The sequence below is a fragment of the Xanthomonas sp. NCPPB 1068 genome, assembly GCF_041479385.2.
GTDB classification, from domain to species: domain Bacteria; phylum Pseudomonadota; class Gammaproteobacteria; order Xanthomonadales; family Xanthomonadaceae; genus Xanthomonas; species Xanthomonas cannabis.
Genome location: NZ_CM192986.1, coordinates 728,547 through 746,849, shown reverse-complemented (window position 1 = coordinate 746,849; position 18,303 = coordinate 728,547). Strand labels below are relative to the sequence as shown.

10 protein-coding genes and 1 other RNA gene are annotated in these 18,303 nt (G+C 67.0%); 7 read left to right on the top strand and 4 right to left on the bottom strand.

Annotation, left to right across the window (positions count from 1 at the left end):
- The first annotated feature begins 135 nt into the window (after positions 1–135).
- A complete protein-coding gene (locus ACCQ12_RS03190) occupies positions 136–2,268 on the top strand; it encodes a methyl-accepting chemotaxis protein (protein ID WP_372383539.1) in 2,133 nt (710 codons plus the stop codon).
- A 406-nt stretch (positions 2,269–2,674) separates the two neighbouring features.
- Here ACCQ12_RS03190 and ACCQ12_RS03185 read toward each other — a convergent pair whose 3' ends face one another.
- Complete coding sequence (locus ACCQ12_RS03185; protein WP_233548964.1) at positions 2,675–5,398, bottom strand: PAS domain S-box protein; 2,724 nt, start codon at positions 5,396–5,398, stop codon at positions 2,675–2,677.
- 397 nt (positions 5,399–5,795) lie between these two features.
- On the opposite strand from ACCQ12_RS03185, the gene ACCQ12_RS03180 reads away from it, so the two are divergent.
- Positions 5,796–8,675: a M16 family metallopeptidase gene (locus ACCQ12_RS03180; protein WP_372382928.1), complete on the top strand. Its 2,880-nt coding sequence runs from the start codon at positions 5,796–5,798 to the stop codon at positions 8,673–8,675.
- A 360-nt stretch (positions 8,676–9,035) separates the two neighbouring features.
- Positions 9,036–9,974 carry a GAF domain-containing protein gene (locus ACCQ12_RS03175; protein ID WP_199680155.1) on the top strand — a complete coding sequence of 313 codons (939 nt, stop codon included), beginning with the start codon at positions 9,036–9,038 and terminating at the stop codon, positions 9,972–9,974.
- 96 nt (positions 9,975–10,070) lie between these two features.
- On the opposite strand, the gene ACCQ12_RS03170 is transcribed toward ACCQ12_RS03175, so the two are convergent.
- Both ACCQ12_RS03170 and ACCQ12_RS03165 read right to left on the bottom strand, forming a co-directional pair.
- Complete coding sequence (locus ACCQ12_RS03170) at positions 10,071–11,069, bottom strand: hypothetical protein (protein ID WP_123137459.1); 999 nt, start codon at positions 11,067–11,069, stop codon at positions 10,071–10,073.
- A 325-nt stretch (positions 11,070–11,394) separates the two neighbouring features.
- Complete coding sequence (locus ACCQ12_RS03165; protein ID WP_372382927.1) at positions 11,395–12,147, bottom strand: DNA-formamidopyrimidine glycosylase family protein; 753 nt, start codon at positions 12,145–12,147, stop codon at positions 11,395–11,397.
- A 105-nt stretch (positions 12,148–12,252) separates the two neighbouring features.
- Here ACCQ12_RS03165 and ACCQ12_RS03160 point away from each other — a divergent pair, with 105 nt between their 5' ends.
- From ACCQ12_RS03160 to ACCQ12_RS03150, 3 genes are all read left to right on the top strand, one after another.
- Positions 12,253–13,017, top strand: a complete 765-nt coding sequence (locus tag ACCQ12_RS03160; RefSeq protein WP_372382926.1) for a DUF72 domain-containing protein — start codon at positions 12,253–12,255, stop codon at positions 13,015–13,017.
- A 419-nt stretch (positions 13,018–13,436) separates the two neighbouring features.
- Positions 13,437–15,110, top strand: a complete 1,674-nt coding sequence (treA, locus tag ACCQ12_RS03155) for an alpha,alpha-trehalase TreA (protein ID WP_166752977.1) — start codon at positions 13,437–13,439, stop codon at positions 15,108–15,110.
- Between the two features lie 94 nt (positions 15,111–15,204).
- Positions 15,205–15,280, top strand: a non-coding RNA gene (locus ACCQ12_RS03150) — sX9 sRNA.
- Between the two features lie 4 nt (positions 15,281–15,284).
- Here the strand turns inward: ACCQ12_RS03150 and ACCQ12_RS03145 are convergent.
- On the bottom strand, positions 15,285–17,390 hold the full coding sequence (locus ACCQ12_RS03145) for a gluconolaconase (protein WP_372382925.1): 2,106 nt from the start codon (positions 17,388–17,390) through the stop codon (positions 15,285–15,287).
- 163 nt (positions 17,391–17,553) lie between these two features.
- Here ACCQ12_RS03145 and ACCQ12_RS03140 point away from each other — a divergent pair, with 163 nt between their 5' ends.
- Positions 17,554–18,249 (top strand): AIM24 family protein, encoded by a 696-nt coding sequence (locus tag ACCQ12_RS03140; protein WP_372382924.1) that lies wholly within the window; start codon positions 17,554–17,556, stop codon positions 18,247–18,249.
- Positions 18,250–18,303 lie beyond the last annotated feature (54 nt).

Genomic DNA, 18,303 nt, shown 5'->3' with positions numbered 1-18,303 from the left:
GCATCACCTATCGAATGTCTCGCCCAAGCAGGCGCTGCCGCAGATAGTGTTCAACACCTGCGTGCATCAGCCGCTATCCATGACATAGCGCTTCGGCGCGTTCTGGATGTCGTTGTCATGCCCGTTGTCTCCCTGTTGCGTCGTCACGTTGCCAATCTCCCGCTCACGCGCAAGTTCGTGCTGTTGTGCACGCTGTTGACGGTGGGCGTGATCCTGCTGGCGATGGCCGCCGCGCGCCTGCAGTACCTGGACCTGATCGAGGCACGCAAGCTCAGCGTCAGGACCGAGGTGGAGATGGGCCTGACCGTGATGCAGCACTACGCCGACAAGGTCAAAGCCGGCGAACTCAGCCTGGACCAGGCCAAGGAAGCGGCGCGCACCACCTTGGCGGACATGCGCACCAACGACGGCGTGGATTATTTCTTCATCGTCGACCCGCAGATGCGCATCCTGATGCACCCCAAGCGCGCCGTCGGCACCGACATGAGCGACTACAAGAGCGATGCCGGGCAATACGTGTATCGCGACATCAAGACCGCCATCGACAGCGGCGACGGCTTCAGCTATTACGACGCGCCCAAGCCGGGCAAACAAGAACAGCTGCCGAAGATCAGTTACGCCAAGACCTTCCCGGCCTGGAACTGGGTCCTGGTGATGGGCGTCTATGCCGAAGACATTCAAGTGCAGGCCTGGGGATTCACGCGCACCTTGACCTTGATCGGTGGCGCATTGGTGGCGCTGGTGATCGGCCTGTGCTGGTTGATCGCCTCGGCCATGGCCGCGCCGCTGCGTGCCGCTTCGCGCACGGCGGAAGCGATTGCCTCGGGCCGCTTCGACAACGACATCCGCGTTGAATCGCGCGATGAAACCGGCCATCTGATGCACAGCATGCAGCAGATGCAGAACCAGTTGCAGCGCTTCAACGGCGAGATGCAGACCATGATCCGGCTGCAGCAGGGCGAGAACATCGCGCACCGCATTCCGGAGGATTTCCCCGGCGATTACGGCACGCTGGCGCACGGCGTGAACACGGTGGTGTTCGAACACCTGGATGCCATCAACGAAGCGATGGACGTGATGAGCGACTATGGCCGTGGCGACCTGCGCCGCGACATGCGTCGCCTACCCGGCCAGCGCGCCGCACTGCATCAAGCGCTGGATACCGTCAAAGACAATCTGTCCGCCATCAATAGCGATATCGCACGCCTGGCCGATGCGGCCGCGCGCGGCGATTTCTCTGCACGCGGCGATCAATCGCGCTATCAGTTCGCGTTTGCGGAAATGGTGCAGGCCTTGAACCGGCTGATGCAGCAGGCCGATGCGGGGCTGGACGACGTGGGCCGCATCATGGCCGCCATCGCCGACGGCGATCTGTCGCAACGCGTGGAGTCGCATTACGAAGGCGCGTTCGGGCGTCTGGCCAATGCGGCCAACCGCACCGCCATTCAATTGACCGGCATCGTGCAGGGCATCCAGCATTCGGCCGAAATGATCAACACCGCGGCAGGCGAGATCGCCAGCGGCAATGCCGACCTGTCCACGCGCACCGAACACCAGGCTGCAAACCTGGAAGAAACCGCCGCCTCGATGGAAGAACTCACCTCCACCGTGCGCCAGAACGCGGACAACGCACGCCAGGCCAATCAGCTGGTCAAGGGCACCGGCGAGGTGGCCGAAAGCGGTGGCCGCGTGGTGCAGGAAGTGGTGAGCACCATGCAGGCGATCACGCAATCGTCGGCGCGCATTTCCGACATCATCGGGGTCATCGACGGCATCGCCTTCCAGACCAATATCCTGGCGTTGAATGCGGCCGTGGAAGCGGCGCGCGCGGGCGAACAAGGCCGCGGCTTTGCCGTGGTGGCCACCGAAGTACGCGCCCTGGCGCAGCGCTCGGCCGGTGCCGCCAAGGAGATCAAACAGCTGATTTCCGATTCGGTGGACAAAGTGGCGCAAGGCTCGAGCCTGGTGCAACAGGCCGGCAGCACCATGACCGAGGTGGTCAGCTCGGTGAAGCGCGTCACCGACATCATGGCCGAGATCACCGCCGCCAGTACCGAACAAAGCGCCGGCATCGAACAGGTCAGCACCACGGTGATGCAGCTGGACGAAATGACCCAGCAAAACGCCGCCCTGGTTGAAGAAGCCACCGCGGCAGCGCGCAGCATGGAAGACCAGGCGGCGGATCTGACCCGTGCGGTGGCGGTGTTCCGGTTGGCATCGGCGCAGCCTGCCTCAACGCAGCGCCACGGCGCCGCTCAGGCAGCGTAAAACGGGCGACTGCCGTCACCACATCGGCTGACGTACCCTCATCCGCCCTTCGGGCACCTTCTCCCGAAGGGAGAAGGAACAGCGACGCACCGCGTGCCAAAGCCCCTCTCCCGCCGGGAGAGGGGTTGGGGTGAGGGTGCCCGGTAGCCGGGAGGCGTCAATACACGCGCCGGATGCATTGCTAAACGAACGAGATGCATCGACGAACAGGCATGCGTACCGAGGGTAGGCGCTAATCGGGAATCGGGAATTGGGAATCGACAAGTATTTGTCGCTCGTCAAAAGATGGCCGCCGCAATCACCATCGGCTGGACATACCCTCATCCGCCCTTCGGGCACCTTCTCCCGAAGGGAGAAGGAACAGCGATGCACCGCCAATGACCCACTTCTTCAACGCGTGGCGTCTTCAACGCGTAGCGTCGCGGCCGTTCGTCGCGGTGTCTTTGCAGCGCGCATTTTTTGCCGCATACATCGCTTCGTCCGCGGCGTGCATCAGGCTTGCGGCCTCGGCCTGATCGCCGTGCTGCCAGGCCACGCCGATGCTGGGCTGGATCGGCAACCACTGCTCGCCAAACATCGCCCCTGCCGCCGCGGCCTGGCGGATGCGCTCGGCCACGGTCGCGCAGTCCATCTGCGGTGTCTGCAGATTGTCCAGCAGCACCACGAATTCATCGCCGGCCAGACGCGCCACCAGGTAGCGGCCTTCCACCGCGCGCTGCAGACACTGGCCGAACCCCACCAGCACCGCGTCGCCGGCGCGGTGGCCATAGGTATCGTTGATGCGCTTGAAGCCATCCAGATCCAGGAACATCACCGCCACCGCGCGCTGCAGCTGATGCGCCTGCAGCACCGCCGCCTGCAGCGCCTCGGTCCAGGCGTGGCGATTGGGCAGGCCGGTCAACGCATCGCGGGTGGCGCGTTCGTGCATCAGCCGGTGCAGCGTCTTGTGCGCGGTGACGTCCTGGGCCATCAGGAAGAAGCCCTGCGTGCCCGCCGACATGCCCACCGTTTCCGGCACCAGGGTGATCTCCACATCGCGGGCGCTGCCGCCCACCTGCAGCACATGCTCGAAACTGGCACGTTGGCCGTCGGCCACCTGTGCCAGTGCCGTCCGTGCCGGGCCGCTGAGCGGCGTGCCGAGCAGACGGGTGATGGGTGACCCGACCAGGCTGGACGGTTCCACGCCCAGCCAGTCGCGGTGTGCCTGGTTGGCGAACAGGCAGCGTTGCTCGGCATCGAACTGGCTGACCAACGCCGGGGTGGCATCGCTGATCGCGCGTAGCCGGGTTTCGCTTTCGGCCAGCCGCTCGGCTGCGACATGGCGCTCGGTGACGTCCTGGATCTGCGAGACGAAATGCACCGGCGCACCGCTGCCGTCGCGCACCAGCGACACCGACAGCTGTGCCCAGATCACCGCCCCGTGCTGGCTGATGTAGCGCTTGGCCAGGCTGTAGCTATCGCGCTTGCCGTCGATCAATTCCTGCACCAGCTGCAGATCCAGCTGCAGGTCGTCCGGATGGGTGATCTGCTGGAAGGTGGTGCGCAACAGCTGCTCGCGCGGATAGCCAAGAATGCTGCACAGGGAGGGATTGACGTCGCGCCACGTGCCATCCAGCGAGACGATCGCCATGCCCTGCGGCGCGGTTTCGAAGGCACCGGTGAAACGTTCGGCGGCCAGCTGCGCGGCCGCCTGTGCCTGCAGCTCGGCGGTGACGTCGATGGCCATGGCCAGGTATCCGGCCAACCCCTGCTGTGCGTCGTGGATGACGTTGAAGCACAGCCGCACGCGGCGCAATTCGCCGTCCTTGCGCACCAGCGTCCAGAGTTCCTCTGCCAGCACATCGCCGGCAGCGGCCGCGGCCAGCTTCACGTACGACGCAGGCGACAACGCCAGCGTGGCCATGTGGCGGTCCAGCTCGGCCTGCAGGTGGAACTGCGCCGGGCAGCGGCCCAGCACCTCCTCGGCGGTGTAGCCCAGCAGTTGCTCGGCACCGGGGTTGAACAACTCGATCCGGCCATGCGGATCGAAGGCGATGATCGCCACGTCCTGCGAGGCATCCACCAGCGCCTGCAGCCGCGCGCGCTCGGCAGACAAGGCTGCCGACGCATCCCTGAGCTCGGTGATGTCGTGCATCACGCACACCGCGCCCAGCGCGGTGCCCTGGTCGCCGACCACCGGGTCCGCGTTGCACAGCACGGTGCGCGCCGCCTGCCCGTTGGCACGGATCACCAGCTCGGCGTTGCGCACGTGTTCGCCGCGCCAGGCGCGCACCAGCGGAATGGCCTCGGTGGGCAGCAAGCCGTTGCCGTCGGCGGTATACAGGTCGAAATGCTGCGCCCATTGCACCGGCGGCAGCACCCGCGGGTCGGTGCCATGCCATTGTCGCGCGGCATGGTTGAACTCGCGCAGCAAGCCGTCGGTGCCGCAGGCCACCACGCCGTCAGGCATGGCTTCCAGCAACATGCTCAGGGTCTGCCGCTGCGCCTGCGCGGCCAGCCGGTCGCGGCGCGCCTCCAGCTGCTTGGCGGCCTGGCGCGCCAGCCGGATCAAGGCCTGCTTCTGCTGTTCATCGAGCACGCGCGATTTGGTACTGAGTGTGCACAAGGTGCCGTAGGCGTAGCCCTCGCGGCCGATCAACGGCACGCCCACGTATGAGCGCACGCCAGGGGCCGCCGTCACCAACGGGTTCTGCGCAAAGCGCGGGTCGGCCTCTGCGTCCGGCACCTCCATCAGTTCGGTGCCCATCACCGTGTGCGAACAGAACGACACACTGCGCGGGGTGCCTTCCAGGTCGGTGCCGCAGCGTGCCTTGAACCACTGGCGGTCGGCGTCCAGCAGCGACACCAGCGCCATCGGCGCCCCGGTGACATGCGCCGCCAGCCAGGCGATGTCGTCGAATTCGGCCTCTGCCTCGGTATCCAGCACGCCCAGCCGACGCACCGCGTCCACGCGCAGGGCGTCGTCGGCGGGAATCGGCACGGGCGGCAGCAGGACGGTCATGGCGTGCTTGGCGGGTAGCGTCTGGCGAGGGTAGGTCGCCCGAAGTAACGGCGAAGCGATGGTCAACTTGAGCACGTGCGGCGGCGCCCGCTTAACCGGCGGCCAAGCGCGTGGTCCACGGCCCCGCACACCGGGCAGCCAGGTCCGCCTGCGCCGGGCACCGATCCTGGCTGCATGCCGCCTGCGTTTGCGCATCCGCAAGCGCTGCCGCCGCTCGATTTGGCAGGCATGCAGCGGTCCACCGGGGCCACGCAGGCCGGCATCGCTTGCCTGCCCCGACGGTGCTGGCGCCTTGCGGCGCGCTCCAGGCCGTCCCGCAGCGCTGGGACACGCGGGACAGGACTTGCCCCCGTGCACCGGGTCAGATCAGCGGCGCAGCCCCATCGCCGCATCACGCCCGCCGGGCGCAGCGGTCCAGGGTCCGGCCGCCCTCCCGGCAACCGCCACCGCACCCATGCCCAAGTGCATTTGCGGCGCCGCCAAGCAGCCACTACCCTCGGCCGATTGCCCTGTTCTGGAGTGTCACATGCTGCGTCCGCTGTCCCTGTTGATCGCCGGTGTGCTCGGTGTCGCCACCGGTACCGTTGCCCCCGCCCTCGCGGCCGCCCCGGCCAGCCTGTCCAAGAGCGCGGCCAGCAGCGCCATTCCCGACATCGCCTACACCCGCTTCACCCTGCCCAACGGCCTGACCGTGGTGGTGCATGAAGACCACAAGGCGCCGGTGGTGGCGGTGAGCATCTGGTACCACATCGGTTCCGGCGACGAGCCGGCCGGCAAGACCGGCTTTGCGCACCTGTTCGAGCACCTGATGTTCTCCGGCTCGGAAAACAACAAGGGCAGCTTCTTTGCACCGCTGGAAAAGGTCGGCACCACCGACATGAACGGCACCACCTGGTTCGACCGCACCAACTATTTCGAAACCGTGCCGACCACCGCGCTGGACACCGCGCTATGGCTGGAATCGGACCGCATGGGCCACCTGCTCGGCGCCATCGGCCAGGAAGAACTCGATACCCAGCGCGGCGTGGTGCAGAACGAAAAACGCCAGGGCGAAAACCGCCCCTACGGCCGCGTGGACCAGAACATCCTGTCCAACCTGTTCCCGGCCAACCACCCGTACCAGCACGACACCATCGGCTCGATGGAGGATCTGGACGCAGCGTCGCTGGGCGACGTCAAACAGTGGTTCAACGACAACTACGGCGCTGCCAACACCACCCTGGTGCTGGCCGGCGACATCACCGTGGCGCAGGCGCGCGCCAAGGCCGCACAGTATTTTGGCGATATCCCGTCCGGCAAGCCGGTGGCGCGCCAGCAGCCGTGGGTGACACCGCTGCCCGCGCAGAAGCGCGGCGTGCAGCACGACCATGTCTCGCAGCCGCGCATCTACCGCACCTGGGCCGCGCCGCAGCTGGGCACCGACGATGTGATCCAGCTGGACCTGGCCACCACCGTGCTCGGCGGCGGCAAGACGTCGCGGCTGTACCAGCGCCTGGTGTACCAGGACAATCTGGTGGACGACGTCTCCGCCTCGGTGCAGCCGTTCGCGCTGTCCAGCCAGGTGCAGATCCAGGCCGACGTCAAGGACGGCGTGGACCCGGCCAAGGTCGAGGCGATCATCGACGAGGAACTCAAGAAGTTCATCGCGCAAGGCCCGACCACCGACGAATTGCAGCGCGCGCAGGTGGCCTACCGCGCCGGCTTCGTGCGCGGGCTGGAAAAGGTCGGCGGCTTCAGTGGCAAGGCGGTGATCCTGGCCGAGGGCCAGGTCTACCGCGGCGACCCGGGCGCCTACAAGAAAGACCTGCAACGCGGCCAGGCCGCCACCGTGGACAGCGTCAAGCAGGCCGCTGCCACCTGGTTCGGCAAGGGCGACTACCTGCTCACCGTGCTGCCGGCCGGCAAGGACTTCGACCCGGCCGCCGAGGACAAGGCGGTGGTTGCACGCGGCGAAGAAGCCGGCAAGCCGGCGCCGAAGCTGCCGGCCGCAGGCAAGTACAAGACCGTTGCCAGCACGCTCGATCGCAGCAAGGGCGTGCCGCAGACCGATCAATTCCCGGACCTGAGCTTCCCGCAGTTGCAGCGCGGCAAGTTGAAGAACGGTATCGAGGTGATCCTGGCCGAGCGCCACACCATCCCGGTCACCCAGGTGGAGCTGCTGTTCGATGCCGGCTACGCCGCAGACCAGGGCGGCAAGCTCGGCACCGCCAGCTTCAGCGCCGCGCTGATGAACGAGAGCACCGCCGCGCTGGATTCGGTGGAAGTGGCGCAGCGCCGCCAGCGGCTGGGCGCCATCACGTCGGTGGGCTGCGATCTGGACAGCTGCAGCGCCTCGCTGGATGCGCTCAACGACCAGTTGCAGCCCTCGCTGCAGCTGTTCTCCGACATCGTGCGCAACCCCGCGTTCAAGGCCGCCGACATCGAGCGCGTGCGCGGCCAGTGGCTAGCCGGCATCGCCCAGGAAAAAACCCAGCCCAACAGCCTGGGCCTGCGCGCGCTGCCGCCGCTGCTGTTCGGCAACCAGCATCCGTACGGCATCCCGCTCACCGGTAGCGGCACCGAGGCGGCGATCAAGAGCCTCAACGCGCAGGACCTGCAGCAGTTCCACAGCCAGTGGCTGCGTCCGGACAACCTGCGCATCCTGGTGGCCGGCGACACCACGCTGGCGCAGATCATCCCCCAGCTCGATGCCGCATTCGGCGACTGGAAGGCCCCGACGACGGCGTTGCCGAAGAAAAACCTGGCCAACGTCGCCGCCCAGCCCAAGCCGCGCGTATACCTGATCAACCGCCCGGACGCACCGCAGTCGGTGATCCTGGCCGGCTTGCTGGCCCCCTCCACCAAGGCACCTGACAACCTGGCGATCGGTGTTGCCAATGGCGCCTTCGGCGGCACCTTCACCTCGCGTCTGAACATGAACCTGCGCGAGAACAAGCGCTGGGCCTACGGTGCGCGCACCCAGATGGTGGATGCGCAGGGCCAGCGGCCGTACCTGTTCTCGGCACCGGTGCAGACCGACAAGACCGCCGAATCGGCCAACGAGATCTTCAAGGAAGCCACCGCCATCATCGGCGACAAGCCGCTGTCCAACGACGAGATCGAGAAGATCAAGAACCAGCGCATCCGCGCCCTGCCCGGCAGCTTCGAAACCACCGGTGCGGTGCTGGGCGCGATCGAAGGCATCGTGCAGTTCGACCGCCCCGATGACTACGTGCAGACGCTCAAGCCGCGCCTGGAAGCAATCGATCAGCCGGCCGCGCAAAAGGCCATCAAGCAGATCATCAAGCCGGAGGCCATGACCTGGGTGATCGTGGGCGACCTGAAGAAGATCGAAGCCCCCGTCCGTGCGCTCAAGCTGGGTGAGGTGCAGGTGCTGGACGTGGACGGCAAGCCGGTCAAGCGCTGACGGCCCGCCTGCCCTGCCCGCTTGCGCCACGCAGGCGGGCAGGTGCACGGCGTTGGCGCGCTGTGCGGCGTGTAGGCGCGGTGGGATGATGGGCTGAGTGCCGCCGGTGCTCGGCGCCGGCCGGTCGGCGATGACGACCAAGACCGTCGATCGATCGACTGATCATCATCGGCCTGCTTGCATACGTGTTCGCAGGCGCAATCGATGGGTGGGCTCGCCGCCGGGCCGGACTGACCAGGCATCGGTCGCGCGCGCGTCCATCGTTTTATCTCCAGCGGCGGCGACGCTCACGTCGACGCCATGTTATCGGCCAGCCCGGTAAGGTTGGCCGCTCTCTTCGACAGGTGTTTGGCTGATCCGATGAAAGAAATGCCGACGGCAGATGAAGCCTCCCGCCAGCAGGTCCTCGACGGTTATCGCATCGTCGACAGCCTGCCTGAAGCTGCCTACCAGGATATCGTGCAGGTGGCCGCCGCGCTGTGCGAAACGCCGATTGCGCTGATGTCGCTGGTGGACCGCGACCGCCAGTGGTTCAAGGCCCAGCTCGGCCTGGGGCTGCAACAGACTGACCGCAGCCAGGCGGTGTGCGACCACGCCATCCGCGACCCCAGCCACCTGATGGAAGTGCCGGACCTGACCCAGGACCCGCGCTTTCGCGATATTTCCGTGGTCACGGGCGAGACCGGCGCGCGCTTCTACGCAGGCATGCCGTTGGTGACGCCCGAGGGCGTGGCGCTGGGCACCGTGTGTGTGCTCGATACCGAGCCGCGCACGCTCAATGAATTGCAACGCACCGGGCTGCAGGCATTGGCGCGCGTCACCATGAACCTGCTCGACGCACGCCAGGAAGCGCTGCAGCAGGAACGCGCCGCCATCCTGCAGCCGGCGGCTGAAGCAGCGGCGGCCGCACCCGCCGTGGATGCGGAAGGCCCGTACCGGCTGGTGATCCTGGAAGTACAGGAGCTGGCCGCCCTGGCCGAACGCCAGAGCGAGCGGCTGCTTGGCCGCACGCTGCAGCAACTCGACCAGGCATTTGCCGCACTGGTGCAGGGGCCCGGCAACAGCATCGACCGGGTCACCGACAGCGCGGAATTCATCGCCGTGCTACGCGGCCCTGATGCCGAACGCACCTTGCAACACCTGCGCGACGTGGCCCATCAGCAGCATGCCCTGGGCCTGACGGTACTGCTCGGCGAAGCCCTGGCCAGCCGCGCCGACGAACCCATCGGGCACGTCTTCCTGCGCGCGGAAATCGCGTTGAGCGCAGAGAAGGATCGTTACCGGCAGAGCCTGGCGTAGGCACTGCGTCGCACCCCGACCTCGCCCCGACTGACTGGCTCTCCAATCGCCACGGTCACCAGCGGCCGACGCGTCAACGCGCCGCCACTGCGCCACTCACCCCACCGCGCACTGCTTCAATTGCCGGTCTGCGTACCACAGCGCGCGACGTGCCAGGTCGTAGGCGCTGTCGGCCTGGCGCGGCAGCAGCTGCGCAGCCATCACCGGATCGGCGCCGTTGTTCAAGGCATGCTCGGCACGCTCCAGATCGCCCAGGTGCGTACGCACCGGCGATAACAGCGACTTGCGCCTGGAGGCGTCGCAACGCGTGCTGCGTTGTTCCAGCGCCGCCAGGGCCTCGCGGATGCGGCGGCTGGCTTCGCCCTTGAGATCCGGCGGCGTTTCATGCGCGATCGGCGCGGCCTTGTACGCATCGCCGGTCGCCTCGCTGCCCATCTCGGCCTGGTTGCCGGCCAGCGCCGGATTGAAGCGCACCTCCGGCGGCGGGCGGGCCTTGGCCACCTGCGTCTGCGGCCCGTTGAGCATGTCGTTGAACTTCTTCATGCCGCGATTCATTTCCTGCATCGCCACATCGCCCAGGGTGCCATCGCTCTTCCAGTCCTTGGCAAAGCGGGTGTCCTGGTACTGCACCGGGTTGACCCGCTCCATCACGTTGCGCGCCTTGGCCTGCGCGCGCTCGTCGGTCATGCCCGGCGGCGCCGCGCCGCCGGTCTGCGCCATCGGGTCCACCTGCGCCATGCGCAGACGCCCTTCGCGGGTATACAGCTGAGCCGCCATGGCGTCGCTGGCAGGCGCATCGGCGGCGGCCACCTGACGCTGCGGTGGCGGGGTGCGCGTGGGTGGCGGCGCAGTGCGCGCAGCCGACGCTGCCGCAGCGCGCGGTGTGCGCTCGGGTTCCTGCGGCGGTTCCTGCGGGGTGGGGGGCGCCTCTTGCGGCCGTGGCACGAAATACACCTGCAAGCTGTCGTCGTGTTGCAGGGTCTGGCGCGGCGCCGGCATGTACAGCAACAGGCAGGCCAGGAAAAACAGGATGGCGCCCGTGCATGCGGCAGCAGCAACATGCGGGACAAGCGCTTCCTTCCTGCGGGTAGTCACAATGCGGGAGACCGGTGAGTGAAAGACGGGAGCGGCACCGCTGACCCTGGTGCACAGCGGGCAAATCTAGCGGGCGCAGCGTTTGCGCGCGTTTGGAATTCGTTGTCTGGCCAGGCGTCCCCAGCCGCCATTCACATTGGGCGCCCACTTCTGACCCGCCCTGCGCCCTGGCGCCCTGGCGCCCTGGCGCCCTGCGCGGCAGGATTGGCCAGCGCTGCGCACTTGGTGATCGAGGAACACTGCCTGGCTCTACCGTACGCACCCGATCGAACGCAGAACGGGCGTCCGGACCCAGCGCCCATCGCAACGCTTCCCGCGCCGCTTGCTACGTCTGATCGGCCCGATACAGCCGCTGGCACACCTCGCAGAAAAACGCACGTCGCCCGGCCTTGCCCAGGTGCTTGCGGTACTGCAGCGGCGCACCGTCGCGCGGGCAGCTGGCCTTGGTATGCACCTGGTAATGCTTTTTCAGCACGAAGGCTTTTTTCCAGGTGTAGAAATCAAAACTGTAATCGCGTGCCTGGGTCACCAGCTCGCCGAGCTTGCGCGCCGGCAGTGCGCCCACTTCGCTCTCCGGATGCACGCGGATGCGGTGCAGCACCTCGTTCTTGATGATGTTGCCCACGCCGGCGAATACCGTCTGATCCAGCAAGGCATCGGCCGCCAGCATGCCGGGCGCGGCGCGCAGCTTGCGACGCGCCTGCGCAGGGTCCCACAGCGGGTTCATCACATCGGCGGTCCAGTCGTAGAGCTCATCGAGCGGGCGGTCGATGAATTGCACCGAGCAGGCATAGAAGTTCAGGCGCTCGCCCTTGGAGAATTCCAGGCGCAGGCGCGGCACCGCATTGGGTTTTTCTTCGTTGATGCGGTAGCTGCCGAACAACAGAAAGTGGATGCGCACGCTGAACTGTGCGCATTCGATCAGAAAGTGCTTGCCCCAGGTGCGTAGCGCCAGCACTTTCTGGTGTTCCAGGCGGGCGATGTCCTGCTTGCTGTTTCCGGAAACGTGAAGGATGTTGCGGCCGACAAAGGCAGCCGTTTCTTCGCGCAGGATGACGAGTGAGGGACCTTCTGGCATGCGCCCAGTATCGAAGCGGCTCGTGAGTCGGCCGTGATCGCTGCGCACACGCTTTGCTGACGGATGCCCCTGCATAGAGTGCTGCCGCCCCTTGCCTCGTCCGCCATGCCTGCTCGTCTCCCCACTGCCGATGCTCGTGTGCGCTGTGGCTGCGCGGGCTGGTCGATTCCTGCCGCCGACCGCGCCGCGTTCGGTGAGGGTGCCAGCGTGCTGCAGCGCTACGCCACGCGCTTCGCCGCGGTGGAAATCAACTCGTCGTTCTATCGCCCGCATCGCGCCAGTACCTACGCGCGATGGGCCGACAGCGTGCCGGAGGATTTCCGTTTTTCGGTCAAGCTGCCGCGCAGCATCAGTCACGATGCACGCCTGCACGCTGCCGGGCCATTGCTGGACGCATTTCTGGCACAGGCCGGCGCGTTGGGTACGCGCCTGGGTTGCCTGCTGTTGCAGCTGCCACCCAGCGCAGCGTTCGACGCGCGTGTGGCAGCGAGGTTTTTTGCGATGCTGCGGCGGCGCTGGGACGGTGCGGTGGTGTGCGAGCCGCGCCACGCCAGTTGGTTCCTGCCGCAGGCACAGGCGCTGCTGACGCGCCACCGCATCGCACGCTGCGCGGCCGACCCGGCCCCGGTGGCTGCAGCGGCGACACCGAGCACGAGCGCCGGGCCGCAGTACTGGCGGTGGCATGGCAGCCCGCGTATCTATTACAGCGCCTACGACGAGGGGGCGCTGCAGGCACTGGCCGAAGCGGTGCGTGCGGCCGGCCAGCCACAGACCGAACGCTGGATCATCTTCGACAACACCGCCGCCGGCCTGGCGGTGCCCAATGCGCTACGGCTGCAGGCACTGCTGGGCATCGACCGCGCGGTGTGATGCGCATTGGCGGTAATGGGCCTGCCCGGGTATAGCGCAGCCACTGCCTGCACCTGCATAAGCCTCCAGCCATGGCGGCCACGGGTGTATGCGCCACGTCCAGGTTGCCTGCATCCGCTGCTGCCCGCCCAACACGCCGCAGGCCGGCACGCGCGCTGTCTGCGACACCTCCGCATCCCGCACCCTGGCGCACTTCTTGCACCGACACCGGCGATCCTGCGCACGGGTGCTGCGCTCAAGCTGCCTCGATCCGCGCCGATACGCCAGGATCGGCGCACGTTGCGGCGGCGCGCCGGATCACCTTGCTGAACCCTGTTGTCACCGCGCGAAGTCTGCCGGCACTCCGGCAACCCACGCGGTCCCGCCCGCCACTTCGGTCGTTTACCATGCCCCACGTCACTGCCCGTTCTGGAGATGCCATGAGTTCTGCCGCGCCCCCGTGTTGCACGTCGCTGCTTGGCCTGTCGCTGAGCATGTTCGTCGCGCCGTGCACGCTGACCGCCGCGCCGCTGGACACTCCGGTCGTCAATGCGCCGGCGTCCACGCCGCCCACACCCGACCTGGCCTACCCGGAACTGTTCCAGGCCGTGCAGCGCGGTGAACTGTTCGACGACCAGAAGCATTTCGTCGACTTCCTGCCGCTGCGCGACCCGGCACTGATCAATGCCGATTATCTGGCGCAGCACGACCACCCCGGTTTCGACCTGCGCAAGTTCGTGGACGCCAATTTCGAAGAGTCGCCGCCGGTGCAGACCGATGCGATTCGCCAGGACACCGCGCTGCGCGAGCATATCGACCTGCTGTGGCCCAAGCTGGTGCGCAGCCAGACCCACGTACCGCCGCACAGCAGCCTGCTGGCGCTGCCGCACCCCTACGTGGTGCCGGGCGGGCGCTTCCGCGAGGTGTACTACTGGGATTCCTACTTCACCATGCTGGGCCTGGTGAAGAGCGGCGAGACCACGCTCAGCCGCCAGATGCTGGACAACTTTGCCTACCTGATCGACACCTACGGGCATATCCCCAACGGCAACCGCACCTACTACCTGAGCCGCTCGCAGCCGCCGTTCTTCTCCTACATGGTGGAGCTGCAGGCCGGCGTGGAAGGCGAAGCGGTGTATCAGCGCTACCTGCCGCAGCTGCAGAAGGAATACGCCTACTGGATGCAGGGCAGCGATGGCCTGAAGCCGGGCGAGGCCGCGCGCCATGTGGTGCGCCTGGCCGACGGCAGCATGCTCAACCGCTACTGGGACGAGCGCGACACCCCGCGCCCGGAAGCCTGGCTGCACGACACCCGCACCGCCGCCGAAGTGACCGACCGCCCGGCTGCCGAGGTCTACCGCGACCTGCGTGCCGGCGCCGAGAGCGGCTGGGACTACACCAGCCGCTGGCTGGCCGACGGCCAGAACCTGCGCACCATCCGCACCACCGCCATCATCCCGATCGACCTCAACAGCCTGCTCTACCACCTGGAACGCACCCTGGCGCAGGCCTGTGCGCAACCGGGCGCAGACTGCACCCGCGACTACGCCGCACTCGCGCAGCAGCGCAAGCAGGCCATCGACGCGCATCTGTGGAACAAGGCCGGCTATTACGCCGACTACGACTGGCAGGCGCGCACGCTGAGCGACCAGGTCACCGCCGCGGCGCTGTATCCGCTGTTCGCCGGCCTGGCCTCGGACGATCACGCCAAGCGCACTGCCAGCACCGTGCGCAAAACGCTGCTGCGCCCGGGCGGGCTGGCCACCACCGCAGTGAAGACCGGCCAGCAATGGGACGAACCCAATGGCTGGGCCCCGCTGCAATGGGTGGCCGTGGACGGCCTGCGTCGCTACGGCGAAGACGCGCTGGCACGCACCATTGGCGAACGCTTTCTCGCCCAGGTACAGGCGCTGTTCGCACGCGAACACAAGCTGGTCGAAAAGTACGGCCTGGAAACGGATGCGGCCGGCGGCGGCGGTGGCGAATACGCCCTGCAGGACGGCTTCGGTTGGACCAACGGCGTCACCTTGATGCTGTTGAATCTGTATCCGGGCAAGGACACCAAGGCTGCACCCGCCAAGCGCGTGCGCAAGCCAGAGGCGGCGACGCGCTGACAGCTGCGCCGCCGCTGCGCGTTGCGCGGTTCAGAGCAGCCAACAAAACTACTACGCAGCCGCCGGGCAGGCGCGGCCGGTGCTCGGAATCGGCATGTACCACTCGTACACTCCGGTTCCTGTGCGCCGTCCACACCCGTCTGACGACTGCTCGCTACGCTTTGTTGGCCGCTCTTATTGCACCCGCACGCGCAGATCGCGATTGGCCATTGCCGCATTGCCGCTGTAGTCGCGCGCGGTGATGCGTAATACGTAAGCGCCGGGCGCCAACGCGCCGGCCTGCCATAAGCCATTTCCGATGCGGCCATCGCGCACCGTGTTGCTGACCATGTAGCGGAACCGCGTGACTGCGCTGCCGTGCACGGTGATGCCGCTATCGGGTGCGTACGCAGTCAGCACCGCGTCCGGGTCGGCCGGCATGCGGTCGAACACGAGCGTCATGCGTGGCGCTTCCTCGCCCGGCAACGCCACGCCGTGCGCATCCAGCACCTGGTAGCCCAACGCATACAGCCCCAGCCGGCGCCGCGGCAGATTGCGATCCACCTGGTCCCAGGCTTCGACCACGATCTGCACGCTTGCCGCAGCCGGTACCTGCGCGACCCCCTCGGTCACCGGCAGTGGCTGACCCGCAGCGTCGAGCAGGCTCACCTTGTCGATACGCGGCGCCACATGATCTGCATAGCCGACAAATCCCAACTGCACCGCGTTGCGCTCGAAGCCATTGGCACCGGCGGTGAGATGCACGTGCGCCATGCCATTGAGCGTGCCCAGCGCATCGCCTGCGCGAAACCGCGTACCGCGCAGCACGCGCATGCGCTCGGGCTTGCCGTCCACATCCGTCATCAGGTGGAAGCGCTGCGGATCCAGCGGTTTGCCCTGCGCGGTGCGGCCCACGCGCATGTGCACGTAGCCAATTGTATCCAGTGCCATGCCCTCGCCCAGTTGCCCCAACCCCCACGTCGCGTATGGACTGGAAACCTTGGCATCAGCGATGGCGAACACGGTCTGGCCGACATCGCCGCGAATATCCAGGCCCGCGTGCAGATGGTCGCGGCTGAGACCCTGGTAGTTGCCACGCACCTCGCCGAGCGTGCCGACCACTTCGTGCCAACCGTCCTGCGGTTGCAGCGGCCACCGGCCCTGCGTGGCAGGCAATGGCTGCGCTGGCGCCGGCCCGACCACAGGCGCCGCATTCGCAAGCGCGCCGTCGAACGGCACCAGACGATGCACGCGTGCGCTGCCGGCATCGCTGACATACACCGCGCCCTGTGCGTCCAGCGCAATGCCGGCCGGGCGCGACAAACGCTGCGTGACCTCTGCGCCGCTCAGTGTCAGCACGTGCCCCGCACGCGAGACCTGCAAGACGCGCCCGCTTGCATCGCCCACGTAAAGCACGCCGTCGTGGGTGATCGCAAGGCCCATCGGGCGATGCATCAGCGGACTTATGTCTGCAGGATCGCCGCCAATCAAGGTGCTGACCGTGCCATCGGGTGCAATCCGCCGGATCGCATCGTTGCGCATGTCCGCCACCCAGACATCGCCGTGCGCATCCACTTTCAAATCGGTTGGCGTATCGAACCGCGCCTGCGTTCCGAGGCCATCGGCCATGCCCGGCGACGCGCCGCCGGCCACTGTGCGCACCTGTCCATCGGCGTCGATCACGCGGATACGATCGTTGTAGGTGTCGGCGACATACACGCGCCCGTAGGTATCCACCGCCACGCCAACCGGCCCGTTGAAGCGCGCCTGTACCGCTGCGCCGTCGCGATCGCCAGCCACACCGTCGCCGGCAAGCGTGGTCACGTTGCCTTGCGGGGTCAGCTTGCGGATGGCGTGGTTGCCGGTATCGGCGATGTACAGATTGCCAGCCTTATCGAGGGCGATGCCCGAAGGCGTATTGAACGCCGCCGCCGCACCGATACCGTCGGCAAAGCCTTCGCGGCCGCCGGCCAGCGTGTGCACATGGCCATCCGCGCGCAGGCTGCGGATACGGTTGGTGTCGCCACCATCGGCGATGTAGAGCGTGCCCTGCGCATCGACCGCCAGGCCATACGGATCGGCAAACTGCGCGTCGGTGGCGCGGCCATCCGCTGCGCCACGCACGCCACTGCCGGCAACCCATTGCAGTTGCGCTTTCCAGCCCAGCGGCGTTGCGACTGGTGCGTTCTGCTGCGCTGCAGGAGCAGGCGAAGGTAGGCGTGCGGACCACCAGAACGAGAATGCTGTGGCCGCAACAAGCACAAGCAGCAAGCCGATCCATCGTGCGCGTCGTCCTGCCATACCGGTTGCGTGGACCTGTCGAGGGGACTCGCACTGTAAGCGGGTTGCATGCTCGTGGGGAGCAAGCGGGCTGTGGCGTGGCACGCGTGCCGCCTAACTGCCCGTGCGACTGCTCCGCAGGCGCCCGCGTATCATGCGCACTCTTTCACTCCAGGACGGACCCATGGCCGTACGCACGCTCAACGAATTTCTCGCCCATTCCAAGGAAAAGGACGTCAGCCCCGATCCGTTCGAACTGGAAAACCCGCATCTGCTGGAAGTGCGCCTCAACGGCATGGTGTGGTCCAAGGCCGGCGCCATGGTGGCACGCACCGGCACCGTCAAGTTCACCCGCGAGGGGCTGCTGGAACAGGGTCTGGGCAACCTGCTGAAAAAAGCCGTCAGCGGCGAAGGCATGCAGCTGATGAAGGCCGAAGGCCAGGGCCGCGTGTATCTGGCCGACGTCGGCAAGCTGGTGACGCTGCTGCGCTTGAACGGCGAGGCGATCTTCGTCAACGGCAACGACGTGCTGGCGTTCGAGTCGGGCGTCGAGCACAAGATCACCATGATGCGCAAAGTGGCCGGCATGTTGTCGGGCGGGCTGTTCAACGTGCGCCTGAGCGGCCACGGCATCGTGGCGATCACCTCGCACTACGAGCCGCTGACCCTGCCGGTCACCACCGCCAGCGGCCCGGTGTTCACCGACCCCAATGCCACCGTGGCGTGGTCGGGCACGCTGACCCCGGAGCTGGTCACCGACGTGTCGATCGGCACGCTGTTCGGCCGCGGCTCGGGCGAAAGCCTGCAGATGCGCTTCGCCGGCGAAGGCTGGGTGGTGGTGCAGCCGTACGAAGAAGCTAGTTTTCAGGCCAAGGGTTGATCACGCATGCCCGGCTGCGCGTTGCGTGGCCGGGCAATTGATTAGCCGTTGGAG

Excerpts from the sequence above, each read along its gene's own strand:
- ACCQ12_RS03180 (WP_372382928.1), top strand. The coding sequence starts at position 5,796 with ATGCTGCGTCCGCTGTCCCTGTTGATCGCCGGTGTGCTCGGTGTCGCC.
- ACCQ12_RS03165 (WP_372382927.1), bottom strand. The coding sequence starts at position 12,147 with ATGCCAGAAGGTCCCTCACTCGTCATCCTGCGCGAAGAAACGGCTGCC.
- ACCQ12_RS03175 (WP_199680155.1), top strand. The coding sequence starts at position 9,036 with ATGAAAGAAATGCCGACGGCAGATGAAGCCTCCCGCCAGCAGGTCCTC.
- treA (WP_166752977.1), top strand. The coding sequence starts at position 13,437 with ATGAGTTCTGCCGCGCCCCCGTGTTGCACGTCGCTGCTTGGCCTGTCG.
- ACCQ12_RS03145 (WP_372382925.1), bottom strand. The coding sequence starts at position 17,390 with ATGGCAGGACGACGCGCACGATGGATCGGCTTGCTGCTTGTGCTTGTT.
- ACCQ12_RS03140 (WP_372382924.1), top strand. The coding sequence starts at position 17,554 with ATGGCCGTACGCACGCTCAACGAATTTCTCGCCCATTCCAAGGAAAAG.
- ACCQ12_RS03160 (WP_372382926.1), top strand. The coding sequence starts at position 12,253 with ATGCCTGCTCGTCTCCCCACTGCCGATGCTCGTGTGCGCTGTGGCTGC.